This window comes from Pseudomonas sp. 05N432, assembly GCF_056396945.1.
In genome coordinates this window covers 24326-37017 of record NZ_JBFTMM010000031.1, presented here as the reverse complement: position 1 = coordinate 37017, position 12692 = coordinate 24326, and the positions used below count along the sequence as shown (strand labels likewise).

Here is a 12692-nt window from a genome sequence, read left to right as displayed (position 1 = left end):
TCTGGTTTTTTCGAAAGCGCTCAGAGTTGCAGGATCAGGGTTTTCAGCGGCGGCTGCTGATCCATCGACGGAAAGTCGCCACCAGGTGTCAGCACTTTCCAGTCACGCACCGGGCGTCCGGCCTTTTCTGCGCAGCGCAACACCTGCTCACGCCAGTCGTCCATGCTGACTTTCGCCAGGTTGTTGCAGCAGATCAGCACGCCATCATCGGCGGTGGTCAACAGCGCCGGTTTGAGCAGGCTTTGATAGTCGCGCAGCAGGTCAACGGTGCCGAATGCGCTTTTGGCCCAGGCTGGAGGATCGAGCAGGACCAGGTCGTATTGACGCTGTTCCAGGCGCGGGTAACTGGGCAGTTTCTGCCCGCGGCGCTGGCTGATCGGCAGGCCGGCGAGTTGGCGGATGGCCGGGAAATAATCGGACTGCACGAACTGCATGGTTGGCAGCTGCGGGTTGAGCAGGCCGTTCTCGCGGCCGACGGCCAGGTTGCCCTCGGCGAAATCCAGATTACACACCTCGCGTGCCCCGCCGGCCGCAGCGCAAAGGCCGACGCCACAGGTGTAGGCGAACAGGTTCAGCACGCTTTTGCCGGCGCTGTGGTCCTTGACCCAGCCGCGGGCGTTGCGCAGGTCGAGAAACAACAGAGGGTCTTGCCCGGCGTGGCGACCACGGACGCGGTAGTTCAGGCCCCATTCGTGGCCGACCATATCGGCAAGCGCGGCTTCATCGGCGCGGTAGACCGTGTCTTCGCGATCAATGCGCGAGTTACCCCGCGAGCGGTCGTTGTAGACCAACAGGGTGTCCAGGCCGAGATGCTGGTTGATGATCGCGTGCAACGCGAGCAAGTCATCGCGTTCCAGTGACTGGTGAAAGCTCTGGACCAGCAGTTGTGGGCCATAACGGTCGATGGTCAGGCCGCCGGCACCTTCCTGGCTGCCATGAAACAGTCGATAGCAGTCGGTGCCTTGCTGGTGCAGCTCGGCGAGCAAGTCTTGGCGATGATCGAGGGCGGCGCGCAGCGCCTGATTCAAGGAAGACATGCGGAGCGCCTTGCTGGGGAATTTGGCGCGAGAGTTTAACAGCTTGGCGCGGGACCGAGGTGCTGCCTTCGCGAGCCTGCTCGCGATGCTTTGAAGTTTTCTTCAAGTCAGCAGGCCCATCCGCCGTTTGGCCCGCTGCACCGAACCATTGCGCACCGCCCAGCGCAGCATCGGGGCACTGCGATTGACGCTGGCGCGAATCAGTTTGCGTTGCAGCGGATTCTGATGGACACCGAGCATGTCACTGGCCCAGTCGGGCAGCAGGTCGATGCCCGCCTGCATCATCAGCCCGCCGAAGGGCCTGGCCAGGCGGCTGGGTGACGGTGCAGCGAGGAGCAACCGCAGCACTTCGCGGCTGCGTTCATCGCACAGTAGTAGTGGGCGAACTCGCTCAAGGTACTCGCTGATTTCCCGCCGAGAGCGCGGAACATCGCGGGCGCCCAGTCGTTCGGCGACCAAGGCGATTTCAGCGTAGTAACGGTCCTGATCGGCGGGCGAAAGATTCGGATTGCGGTAGCGCAAATGCGCGGCGAGAAAATTGCTGACTTCGGCCACGTGCACCCAGGTCAGCAGGTCCGGATCGCTGGCGGCATAAGGGCGGCCATCGGGTGCGGTGCCGACCACTTGCAGGTGAATGGTGCGCACTTTCTCGATCAGCCACTCGGCGTCCTGACGCGAACCGAAGGTGGTACCGGAGATGAACTGCCCGGTGCGGCGAAGTCGACCGAGCATGTCTTCACGGAAGTTCGAGTGGTCCCAGACCCCGGCCAGCGCCAGCGGATGCAGGGCTTGCAGCATCAAGGCGCTGATGCCGCCAATGAGCATGCTGCTGAAGTCGCCATGCACTTGCCAGCTCACCGAGTCGGGACCGAAGAGGCCGGGATCACCCTTGGGGTTTTCCAGGTCGAGCTTGCCCAGTGAAAGGCCGGACAGGCTCATGATCTGGGTTTCGATGCGGCTTCGGATGAATTCCATGACGACTCGGTGGCAACAACATTAAAAGGTGCGCGGCCAGCGGCCGCGCCTGGGTGATCAGATCATTGGTTCAGACGCTTGTCGATCAGACCAGCGACCACACCGGGATCGGCCAGGGTCGAAGTGTCGCCAAGGCTATCGAGCTCATTGCAGGCGATCTTGCGCAGGATACGCCGCATGATCTTGCCCGAACGGGTTTTCGGCAAGGCCGGCGCCCATTGAATCAGATCGGGTCTGGCGAAACTGCCGATTTCCTGGCTGACGTGGGCCAGCAGTTCTTTTTTCAACGCGTCGCTGGGTTCGATGCCGTTCATCGGCGTGACAAAGGCGTAGATGCCCTGGCCCTTGAGGTCGTGGGGGTAACCGACCACCGCGGCCTCGGCGATGCTGTCATGCAGTACCAGTGCGCTTTCGACTTCGGCGGTGCCGATGCGGTGTCCGGAAACGTTGATCACATCATCGATGCGCCCGGTGATCCAGTAGTCGCCCTCTTCATCGCGCCGTGCGCCGTCGCCGGTGAAGTAATAGCCGGGGTAGGGTTTGAAATAGGTATCGACCATTCGTTGCGGGTCGCCGTAGACACTGCGGATTTGCCCTGGCCAGCTTGATTTTATGGCGAGCACGCCGCTGCCGGCGCCGCTGATTTCCTTGCCTTGTTCATCGAGCAATACCGGTTGCACGCCGAACATCGGCCGGGTCGCGCAGCCGGGTTTGATCCGTTGTGCGCTGACCAGCGGGCTGAGCATGATGCCGCCGGTTTCGGTCTGCCACCAGGTGTCGACGATCGGGCAGCGCTGCTCGCCAACTGCGTTGAAATACCAGTCCCAGGCTTCCGGGTTGATGGGTTCGCCGACACTGCCTAGCAGCCGCAAACTGGCGCGCGAGCTGTCTTTCAACGGCTCCAGGCCTTCGCGCATCAGGGCCCGCAAGGCGGTGGGTGCGGTGTAGAAGATGTTCACCTGGTGCTTGTCGATGACTTGCCAGAACCGCGAGCTGTTCGGGTAGCTTGGCACGCCTTCGAAGATCAGGGTGGTCGCGCCATTGGCCAGTGGCCCATAGACGATATAGCTGTGGCCGGTGACCCAGCCGACGTCGGCGGTGCACCAGAAGACTTCGCCGTCGCGGTAGTCGAACACGTACTTGAAGGTCATCGCCGCTTGCAGCAGATAGCCGCCAGTGGTGTGCAGCACGCCTTTGGGTTTACCGGTGCTGCCGGAAGTGTAAAGGATGAACAACGGGTCTTCGGCGTCCATGGGTTCTGGCGGGCAGTCGTCACTGACATCGCGCAGAGCCTGGTGATACCAGAGATCGCGGCCTTCGACCCAATTGACCTCGATCTGTGTGTGTTCGACCACGACGACGGTACTGACGGCCGGGCAACTGAGCAGCGCTTTGTCGACGTTCTGTTTGAGCGGTACGTATTTACCGCCACGTACCCCTTCATCGGCGGTAATCACGGTACGGCAGTCTGCGTCGAGGATCCGGTCACGCAGGGAGTCGGGGGAAAACCCGCCAAAGACCACCGAGTGCACGGCGCCAATACGTGCGCAGGCGAGCATTGCGTAGGCGGCTTCAGGGATCATTGGCATGTAGATGCACACCCGGTCGCCTTTTTTTACGCCCCGGCTTTTCAGCACGTTGGCCAGGCGGCAGACGTAATGATGAAGCTTTTGGTAGGTGATGTGCAGCGATTCAGCCGGGTCGTCGCCTTCCCAGATGATTGCGGTCTGTTCACTGCGTTGGGCGAGGTGGCGGTCGATGCAGTTATAGCTGACGTTGAGCTGAGCGCCGGCAAACCATTGTGCCGCGCCGGTTTTGATGTCCGAGTGTTGAACGCTTTGCCAGGGGCTCGACCAGTCGAGAAAACGCTTGGCCTGTTCGGCCCAGAAGATGTCGGGTTGCTCGATGGATTGGCGGTACAGGCGCTGGTAGTCGTCCTGACTCAGTTGCGCAGCCTGGCGGACGGCATCGGCTTTGGGGAACGTGCTGATATCGAACATGGCGGTTCCTTATGCTTGTATTGCACAAGTTATAAAGATGCGCCGAGTGACTATCGGGTTCAAGTCGTACAGGAAACCAATGTGGGAGCGAGCCTGCTCGCGATGACGGCTTAACATTCAACGAAAACGTTGGCTGAAATTCCGCTATCGCGAGCAGGCTCGCTCCCACAGGTTTTGCAGAGCGTTTCAGATCAACCGCGATGACGACCGCGGAAGTAGTTGATCAGGCCCTGGGTCGAAGCGTCTTCGGCCGGGGTTTCCTCGCTGCCGACCAAGCGGCTGTAGACGCCTTTGCCCAGCTCCTTGCCCAACTCCACGCCCCATTGGTCGAAGGCGTTGATGCCCCAGATCACGCTCTGCACGAACACCTTGTGCTCGTACATCGCGACCAGCGCGCCAAGACGACGCGGGCTGATGCGCTCGACTACCAGGGTGTTGCTCGGGCGGTTGCCCGGGATCACCTTGTGCGGCGCGAGTTTTTGCACCTGGTCTTCGGCCACGCCTTTTTCACGCAGCTCGGCTTCCGCCTCGGCGCGGGTCTTGCCGAGCATCAGCGCCTGGCTTTGCGACAGGCAGTTGGCGTACAGCCACTGGTGGTGGTCGGCAACCGGGTTGAAGCTGACGATCGGCACGATGAAGTCGGCTGGAATCAGTTGGGTGCCCTGGTGCAGCAACTGGTGATAGGCGTGTTGACCGTTGCAACCGACGCCGCCCCAGATGACCGGACCGGTATCGGTGGAAACCGGCGTGCCGTCCTGACGTACGCTCTTGCCGTTGGATTCCATGTCCAGTTGCTGCAAGTGCTTGGTGATGTTACGCAGGTAGTGGTCGTACGGCAGGATCGCGTGGCTTTGCGCGCCCCAGAAGTTGCCATACCAGACACCCAGTAATGCCAGCAGCACCGGCATGTTCTGTTCAAACGGTGCGCTCTGGAAGTGCTGGTCCATGGTGTAGGCGCCGGACAGCAGTTCCTTGAAGTTCGACATGCCGATGGCCAGGGCAATCGGCAAACCGATGGCCGACCACAGCGAGTAACGCCCGCCAACCCAGTCCCACATCGGGAAGATGTTCTCTTCGCGAATACCGAAGGCCACAGCCGCCGCGTTGTTGCTCGAAACGGCGATGAAGTGGCGATACAGCTCGGCTTCGGAGCCGCCCTGAGCCAGGTACCAGGCGCGCGCGGCCTGGGCGTTTTTCAGGGTTTCGAGGGTGTTGAAGGATTTCGAGGAAACGATGAACAGTGTGGTTTCGGCACGAATCTTTGCCGACAACTCATGGAATTCGCTGCCGTCGATGTTCGCCAGGTAATGGCAGCGCACGCCTTTCTGGGCGTAGGACAACAGCGCTTCGGACACCAGCTCAGGGCCGAGGAACGAACCACCGATGCCGATGTTCACCACGTCAGTGATCGGCTTCTCGGTGTAACCGCGCCACAGGCCGTCGTGAATGCGCCCGACCAGCTCGGTGATCTGGTTCAGCACTTTGTGCACGTCAGGCATGACGTTGACGCCATTGACCGACAGCTTGTCGCCCACCGGGCGGCGCAGGGCCGTATGCAGCGCCGGACGGCCTTCGGAGGCATTGACGATTTCGCCGTTGAACAACGCCTTGATCGCGTCCTGCAAGCCGACTTCGTTCGCCAGGCCCACCAGCAGATTACGGGTTTCGGTGTTGATCAGGTTTTTCGAGTAATCAAGAAATAGCCCACAGCTGCTCAGTGTGAACTGGGTAAAACGCTGCGGGTCGGCATTGAACGCTTCGCGCATGCTGAAATCCTGCATGGCTTGGCGGTGATCATTCAGCGCCTGCCAGGCTGGCAGAGCGGTAACGTCATGAGGAGTGCGGTAGTACGCCATCGCTGCGGGTTTCCTTTTACTTGGACTGCCTTTAGGACACTGAAAAATCCGGAATGTCCTGTTTGATGACAGGCACCCTCCGGTTGAACTGCGAATAAACGATTAAATAGCGCAGGGCGATAACAGTAAACCTCGCGGTGTGATCTGTCTTGGCTTTGTCTGACCTGTGGCCGGTACTTTTTTGTACCGGCACATCAGGTAGCCAGGCAGGCGGGTTTTCAGTGTTCGGAGTACGGGGGAGGGTTCAGGCGACCTGAACCGGGATGGCATTGCTGGTATGGCTCAACTCGTTGCCTGGAGCCATGTAGAGCATGCGCGGTTTGAAATTGAGCAGTTCGGCTTCGCTGTAATGAGCGTAGGCGCAGATGATCACCCGATCACCGACCTTGGCCTTGTGTGCGGCGGCGCCGTTGACCGAGATCATGCGCGAGCCTTCTTCGCCACGGATGGCGTAAGTGGTGAAGCGTTCGCCGTTGTCGACGTTGTAGATCTGGATCTGTTCGTACTCACGGATCCCGGACAGGTCCAGCCATTCGCCGTCGATGGCGCAAGAGCCTTCATAGTCGAGCAATGCGTGGGTGACTTCGGCGCGATGCAGCTTGGCCTTGAGCATGATGGCGTGCATGAGTGTTTCCTTGGGCTGATCCGAACCGCGGCAGTTTGCCCGAAGCCTTTGAGGCCGGCAATGGCTCGCTCCCACATTCAGTTTTGCAGTGTTCAGACTAGCGCGTCGAGGTTCAGGTGCAGGTTGTCGATCAATCGAGTCGTGCCCAGGAAGGCGGCGGCAAGGATTACCAGGTCACGGTCATCCGCGGTCGCTGGGCGCAGGGTCAGCGTGTGGCGGATTTCCAGGTAATCAGGACGCAAACCGGCGGCCTGGAGCTGATCGATCTTCCGTGCCAGGAGCGCCGGATAATCGCGTTCACCCTGCTTGATGGCCTCGGCGATGTCGCTCAGCGTGCGATACACCACGGGCGCGACGGCTCGCTGCTCTTCGCTGAGGAAACCATTGCGCGAGGACAGCGCCAGGCCGTCGGCCGCTCTTACGGTGGGCTCGCCAATGATCTGGATCGGCATGTTCAGGTCATGCACCAGCGCACGAATCACCGCCAGTTGCTGAAAGTCTTTCTGGCCGAAGACCGCCAGGTCCGGCTGGACCATGTTGAACAACTTGCTGACCACGGTCGCCACACCTTCGAAATGTCCGGGGCGGCTGGCGCCACACAGGCCTTCAGAAAGCAGTGGAACGCTGACGCGGGTCTGGCCGGCCATGCCGTCCGGGTACATTTCCTCGACGGTCGGGGCGAACAGCAGGTGACAGCCGGCTTGCAGCAGTTTCTCCTGGTCGGCGGCCAAGGTCCGCGGATACTTGTCGAGGTCTTCGCCGGCACCGAATTGCAGCGGGTTGACGAAAATGCTTGCGACCACAAAGTCCGCTCGTTGGGCGGCTTTGGTGACCAGTGCGACGTGGCCGCTGTGCAGGTTGCCCATGGTTGGTACGAAGCCGATACGTTTGCCTTCGCCGCGAGCGCGGGCGACGGCGGCACGCAGTTCGCGTACGGTCTTGACAGTGTTCATGCAGAGAATCCGTGTTCGGCGCCAGGGAAGGTTGCGGCTTTGACTTCAGCGACGTAAGCGCTCAGGGCGGCTTGAATGCTGTCTTTGCCAGCCATGAAGTTCTTCACGAACTTCGGTGCGCGGCCGGTGATGGACAGGCCGAGCATGTCGTGCAGTACCAGTACCTGACCGTCGGTGGCATTGCCGGCGCCGATGCCGATCACCGGAATCTTCACCGCTTGAGTGATTTCGTGGGCCAGCTCGCTCGGTACACATTCGAGCAACAGCATCGCCGCGCCGGCCTGTTCCAGGGCAATCGCGTCGGCGCGCATCTGCCGGGCCTGGTTTTCATTGCGGCCCTGAACTTTATAGCCGCCGAGAATGTTCACCGACTGCGGCGTCAGACCCATGTGCGCGCACACCGGAATACCGCGTTCGGCCAGCAGACGAATCGACTCGGCCAGCCACAGTGCGCCTTCGACCTTGATCATGTGTGCACCGGCCTGCATCAACTGGGCACTGTTGGTCATCGTTTGCTCGATGGTGGCGTAGGCCATGAACGGCAGGTCAGCGAGGATCAAGGCATCGGTGTTACCACGCTTGACCGCGGCGACGTGGTAAGCCATTTCGGCGTTGGTCACCGGCAGGGTGCTGTCGTGTCCTTGCAACACCATGCCAAGGGAGTCGCCCACCAGCAGCACTTCAACACCCGCCTCATTGCAAGCGTGGGCGAAGGTAGCGTCGTAGCAGGTCAGCATGGTGATTTTTTCACCCTTTTGCTTGAGGCTCTGCAATGTGGTCAAGGTGATAGCTGGCATGTAAGAAATCCTCATTCAGGCGCTTGGAAAACTACTGCGGGTAACGCGCGTGATTCTTCATTTACTCAGGCGCACGGTCTTGTGTCGTGCTTGAAAAGCCTGGATTGCGCCCTGTAGTGCCGGGTTGGCGGCAGCGGGACGCCTATAGTCGTGAGGAGAACTCGGGAAGTCAATTGGATGTGTTACCGCAATGTTACGCCGTTGGTGTTACCGGCGTTACTGATGCGATTCAGCAGGTTTCTCAGGAGCAACACAAACCAATGTGGGAGCGAGCCTGCTCGCGATCGCGGACTATCAGCCAACGTTTTCGATGAATGTTCAGCCGCTATCGCGAGCAGGCTCGCTCCCACAAGGGTGATTCATGTCAGCTCTGGGGGAGGCGTTCCAGTCCGACGAACGGACATGCAGCGAGCAGCTCACGCAGGTAACGGCCGTCCGCCAATTGCAGATCAGCGGGCGCCAGTTCGGCTAATGGGTACAGCACAAAAGCTCGGGCCTGCATGTGGTAATGGGGGACTTTGAGGCGGGGTTCGTCGATCAGTCGATCACCGAACAGCAGGATATCCAGATCCAGCGTGCGTGGGCCCCAGCGCTCATGACGCTCGCGACCCTGGTCTATTTCGATGGCTTGCAATGCATCGAGCAGCTCAAGCGGCGTCAGCGTGCTGTCGAGCGCGGCCACCGCGTTGGTATACCGCGGCTGGCCCGGCAGCAAGGAGTCGCTTTGATAGAAGGACGAAACTCCCACCAGCGCTGTCTTGGGTAACTGCGCGAGCGCTTCGACGGCGCTGCGCAATTGTTCCGCGGGGGCGGCGAGGTTGCTGCCCATGCCAATGTAAATGCGTTCCATCGATTTACTCGCCCGACGCACTCGGTACGCCAGCGGCACGTTTGCGCTTGGCGCCACCGCTACGGCGACGTTTACGCGGCGCACCGCTGGCACCGTCGTCCTTGCCACTGAGGTCGCGAATCATGTCGCGGCGTTCGCTTTCGTTGCCGTCCTGATAGTCCGTCCACCATTCGCCCAGGCCATTGGTCTGTTCGCCAGCGCTTTCACGCAGTAGCAGGAAGTCATAACCGGCACGGAATCGCGGGTTGTCCAGCAACAGGTCGGCACGTTTGCCGCTGCGGCGCGGCAGGCGCTCCTGCATGTCCCAGATCTCGCGGATCGGCATGGTGAAGCGCTTTGGAATCGCGATCCGCTGGCATTGCTCGCTGATCAGTTCGTGAGCCGCTTCCTGCATGGCCGGAATCGGTGGCATGCCACGATCCTGCAAGCGCAGTACGCGGGCCGGCAGGGCTGGCCAGAGCAGGGCGGCAAACAGGAACGCCGGCGTCACCGGTTTGTTCTGCTTGATCCGCAGATCGGTGTTGATCAGCGCTTCGCTGATCAGGGTGTGGGTGTAGGTCGGGTTGTGTTCCAGGGCTTCGGCGCTGGCCGGGAACAGTGGGTCGAACAATTGCAGGTCGACCAGCATCTCGAAGGTGTCCGCTGCATGACCCGAAAGGAACAGCTTCAACACTTCTTCGAACAAGCGCGCCGACGGGATCTCGCGCAGCATCGGTGCCAGGTTGCGGATTGGCAAAGCGCTGTGTTTCTCGATACCGAAGTCCAGCTTGGCAGCGAAACGCACCGCACGGAGCATCCGTACCGGGTCTTCCTGGTAACGCTGGGTCGGGTCGCCGATCAGGCGGATCAGGTGATTGCGGATGTCGTGTACGCCGTTGGCGTAGTCGAGAATGCGCTCGCTGACCGGATCGTAATACAGGGCGTTGATGGTGAAGTCGCGGCGTTGCGCGTCTTCTTCCAGGGTGCCGTAAACGTTGTCGCGCAGAATGCGCCCGCTTTCGTTACGCGAGGACTGGTTGCTGTCTTCTTCCTCGTCGTTTTGCGGGTGATTGGCGCGGAACGTCGCGACTTCAATGATTTCGCGACCAAAATGGATGTGCACCAGTTTGAATCGGCGCCCGATGATCCGCGCATTGCGAAACTCGGCGCGAACCTGTTCCGGCGTGGCGCTGGTGGCGACGTCGAAATCCTTGGGTGTGATATTGAGCAGCATGTCACGCACACAGCCACCGACCAGGTAAGCCTGGTAGCCGGCGCTCTGCAGGCGTTCGACGATGTTCACCGCGTAACGGCTGAACTGAGCCCGTTGCAGCGAGTGTTGGCTGCTGTTGAGCACTTCAGGCGTGCTGCGAATGTGTTGCGTACGACGCAAGGGAGAACGGAATGACTGGAACAGCTTCTTCAGCATGGGATGCACTGTTTGAAGGAATGTTCGGCCAAAACGAAGAATGACCGCATGATGGGCCGGGATTCTAGCATTTAGTCGGGGGATGGTGTAGGAAGCTGCGCAAGGTCTCTGTAGCAGCTGTCGAGCCATGCGAGGCAGCGTTCGGCGCGGGCCGCGTTGGCCAAACGCCAGAAACCACAAGGGGAGCCGAAGCTCCCCAAGAAGTAGTTGCATGCTCTATTTTTATTTTTGGTTTCGGGCTTCTTGTTTTTGTGTCGCGCCCTTGTCATGAAGGTTTCCTTCATGACCCTCCCAATCGGGAGCCAAGAGCAAACGGATTGCTTTGGTCGCTGTGTTGCAATGATCTATGCGATCCAACCAGTTCAGGCTCTGCCTTAGGGCAGTTTTTGTTGTTCTCGGCCTGGTTGCGGGGCAAGCCCCAAATACAACGCCTCTCCAAAAGAATCAGTTAGCTACGCCTCTCGCCGTCTTGTTTTTGTTGTGCGTGAGTCGATTCGTCTTATTTTTATTGTCTTGTGCATTGCTTGTTATTGTTCTTGTACCAAACATATAGCAGGTGCCGTGCCAACTTTTTCGAGCCCCAGTAAAACAAGGGGTTAGGTGCCTGGATCGACTTTTTCGGGGCAAAAAAAGCCGGGGCTTCGTTACCGTAAGCCCCGGCTTCTGTTACGAGAAAAAGCTGCGGTAACAGTTTTTTCACATGGTCATGTGTTACTCGCACACTCGACAGGTGACGTTCAGCTCTCGCTGGTCGCGCCGGTCTTGCGCCGTGGGATACCCAGGCGCTGGCGGCGCTCCCACAGGCATTTGCGACTGACGCCAAGTTTGCGGGCCAATTCGGTTTCGGTCATGTGATCCTGGTGTTCGAGGACGAAGTGCTGGAAGTAGTCTTCCAGTGACAGGTCTTCGGTGGGCTCGTGGCTGGTGTTACCGGTGCTGCCCTGTTGCGGTGCCAGGCCGATGAACTCGTCGTCTTCAAGATCGCTGAGCTCGATATCGATGCCCAGCAACTCGGCGGAAATCTCCGGGCTCTCACACAGGATGACGGCACGCTCGACAGCGTTTTCCAGTTCGCGCACGTTACCCGGCCAGGAGTAATGACGAATCGCCTGTTCGGCGTCCGGAGCGAATTTAAGGTCGGTGCGATTCACGCGCGCGCTCTGGCGGGCGAGGAAAGCATTGGCGATTTCGTTGACGTCCGCGCCACGCTCACGCAGGGCCGGCAGTTTCAGGGCGATAACGTGGAGACGGTAATACAAGTCTTCACGGAACTGGCCAATCTTGGCCAGGCTCTTCAGGTCACGGTGAGTCGCAGCGATCAGGCGTACGTCGACCTTCTGCGATTGCACCGAGCCCACGCGGCGGATTTCACCTTCTTGCAGCACGCGCAGCAGGCGCGCCTGGGCTTCAAGTGGCAGTTCGCCGATTTCATCAAGGAACAAGGTGCCGCCGTCGGCTGCTTCAACCAGGCCCGCGCGCCCGGCGCTGGCGCCGGTAAACGCGCCTTTCTCGTGGCCGAACAGCTCGGACTCGATCAGGCTTTCCGGGATGGCTGCGCAGTTCACCGAAATCATCGGCGCCTTGGCGCGTTTGGACAGGTTGTGCAGGGCGCGGGCGACCAGCTCTTTACCGGTGCCTGATTCGCCCTGAATCAATACATTGGAATCGGTAGGGGCCACTTTACGGATTTTGCCGTACAGATCCTGCATCGGTGGGCACGAGCCAATGATGCCGATTTCGCCATTGCTGTTATCGACAGCGGACTTCGCGGAGCCGCTGGCTTTGCCGACCGCAGGTTCGCCCACGGAGCTTTGCGCCGATTGCCGGTCACGCAGGATGCGCGCGACGGCCTGGAGCATCTCGTCATGGTCGAAAGGCTTGGCGATGTAGTCCACCGCGCCCATCTTCATTGAGTCGACTGCCGAGCGCAGGCTGGCGTAGCTCGTCATGATCAGCACCGGCTTGCCCTGGCCCAGCTTGATCAGTTCGGTGCCCGGTGCGCCAGGCAGGCGCAGGTCACTGACAATCAGGTCGAACGTGGGAATGCTGAAGCGTTCTTGTGCTTCCTGCACTGAACCGGCTTCGCTGACCTGGTACTGGTTACGTTCCAGCAGGCGGCGCAAGGCGGAGCGGATAATTGTTTCGTCTTCGACGATCAAAATGTGCGGCATTGATTCGATACTCTCGACGG

Annotated in this window: 10 protein-coding genes; all 10 read right to left on the bottom strand. The window is 60.1% G+C overall.

Annotation, left to right across the window (positions count from 1 at the left end; translation table 11 throughout):
- Positions 1 to 20: 20 nt before the first annotated feature.
- The 10 genes from AC1DHT_RS28355 to AC1DHT_RS28310 all read right to left on the bottom strand — a co-directional run bounded on the left by AC1DHT_RS28355 (position 21) and on the right by AC1DHT_RS28310 (position 12672).
- Positions 21 to 1037, bottom strand: a complete 1017-nt coding sequence (locus AC1DHT_RS28355; RefSeq protein ID WP_427546311.1) for a class I SAM-dependent rRNA methyltransferase — start codon at positions 1035 to 1037, stop codon at positions 21 to 23.
- A gap of 102 nt (positions 1038 to 1139) precedes the next feature.
- The gene (locus tag AC1DHT_RS28350) at positions 1140 to 2012 is read right to left on the bottom strand and encodes an oxygenase MpaB family protein (protein WP_427546313.1); all 873 of its coding nucleotides are present in this window, start codon (positions 2010 to 2012) and stop codon (positions 1140 to 1142) included.
- Positions 2013 to 2074: 62 nt separating this feature from the next.
- The gene (gene acs / locus AC1DHT_RS28345) at positions 2075 to 4012 is read right to left on the bottom strand and encodes an acetate--CoA ligase (RefSeq protein ID WP_427546315.1); all 1938 of its coding nucleotides are present in this window, start codon (positions 4010 to 4012) and stop codon (positions 2075 to 2077) included.
- A 191-nt stretch (positions 4013 to 4203) separates the two neighbouring features.
- Positions 4204 to 5868: a glucose-6-phosphate isomerase gene (gene pgi / locus AC1DHT_RS28340; RefSeq protein WP_145022128.1), complete on the bottom strand. Its 1665-nt coding sequence runs from the start codon at positions 5866 to 5868 to the stop codon at positions 4204 to 4206.
- 244 nt (positions 5869 to 6112) lie between these two features.
- Complete coding sequence (gene panD / locus AC1DHT_RS28335) at positions 6113 to 6493, bottom strand: aspartate 1-decarboxylase (protein WP_427546317.1); 381 nt, start codon at positions 6491 to 6493, stop codon at positions 6113 to 6115.
- Positions 6494 to 6585: 92 nt separating this feature from the next.
- Entirely contained in the window at positions 6586 to 7446 is an 861-nt protein-coding gene (gene panC / locus AC1DHT_RS28330; RefSeq protein WP_427546319.1) for a pantoate--beta-alanine ligase, read from the bottom strand.
- Positions 7443 to 8243, bottom strand: a complete 801-nt coding sequence (gene panB / locus AC1DHT_RS28325) for a 3-methyl-2-oxobutanoate hydroxymethyltransferase (RefSeq protein WP_427546321.1) — start codon at positions 8241 to 8243, stop codon at positions 7443 to 7445. Before panB ends, panC begins: the two co-directional genes overlap by 4 nt.
- 364 nt (positions 8244 to 8607) lie before the next feature.
- Complete coding sequence (folK, locus tag AC1DHT_RS28320) at positions 8608 to 9093, bottom strand: 2-amino-4-hydroxy-6-hydroxymethyldihydropteridine diphosphokinase (protein WP_427546323.1); 486 nt, start codon at positions 9091 to 9093, stop codon at positions 8608 to 8610.
- A gap of 4 nt (positions 9094 to 9097) precedes the next feature.
- Complete coding sequence (locus AC1DHT_RS28315) at positions 9098 to 10501, bottom strand: polynucleotide adenylyltransferase PcnB (RefSeq protein ID WP_427532250.1); 1404 nt, start codon at positions 10499 to 10501, stop codon at positions 9098 to 9100.
- Between the two features lie 737 nt (positions 10502 to 11238).
- Positions 11239 to 12672, bottom strand: coding sequence for a sigma-54-dependent transcriptional regulator (locus tag AC1DHT_RS28310; RefSeq protein ID WP_054595560.1), 1434 nt, complete (start codon positions 12670 to 12672; stop codon positions 11239 to 11241).
- Positions 12673 to 12692 lie beyond the last annotated feature (20 nt).

Bases quoted from the DNA above. Each gene is read 5' to 3' on its own strand.
- AC1DHT_RS28355 (WP_427546311.1), bottom strand. From the start codon at position 1,037: ATGTCTTCCTTGAATCAGGCGCTGCGCGCCGCCCTCGATCATCGCCAA.
- AC1DHT_RS28350 (WP_427546313.1), bottom strand. From the start codon at position 2,012: ATGGAATTCATCCGAAGCCGCATCGAAACCCAGATCATGAGCCTGTCC.
- acs (WP_427546315.1), bottom strand. From the start codon at position 4,012: ATGTTCGATATCAGCACGTTCCCCAAAGCCGATGCCGTCCGCCAGGCT.
- pgi (WP_145022128.1), bottom strand. From the start codon at position 5,868: ATGGCGTACTACCGCACTCCTCATGACGTTACCGCTCTGCCAGCCTGG.
- panD (WP_427546317.1), bottom strand. From the start codon at position 6,493: ATGCACGCCATCATGCTCAAGGCCAAGCTGCATCGCGCCGAAGTCACC.
- panC (WP_427546319.1), bottom strand. From the start codon at position 7,446: ATGAACACTGTCAAGACCGTACGCGAACTGCGTGCCGCCGTCGCCCGC.
- panB (WP_427546321.1), bottom strand. From the start codon at position 8,243: ATGCCAGCTATCACCTTGACCACATTGCAGAGCCTCAAGCAAAAGGGT.
- folK (WP_427546323.1), bottom strand. From the start codon at position 9,093: ATGGAACGCATTTACATTGGCATGGGCAGCAACCTCGCCGCCCCCGCG.
- AC1DHT_RS28315 (WP_427532250.1), bottom strand. From the start codon at position 10,501: ATGCTGAAGAAGCTGTTCCAGTCATTCCGTTCTCCCTTGCGTCGTACG.
- AC1DHT_RS28310 (WP_054595560.1), bottom strand. From the start codon at position 12,672: ATGCCGCACATTTTGATCGTCGAAGACGAAACAATTATCCGCTCCGCC.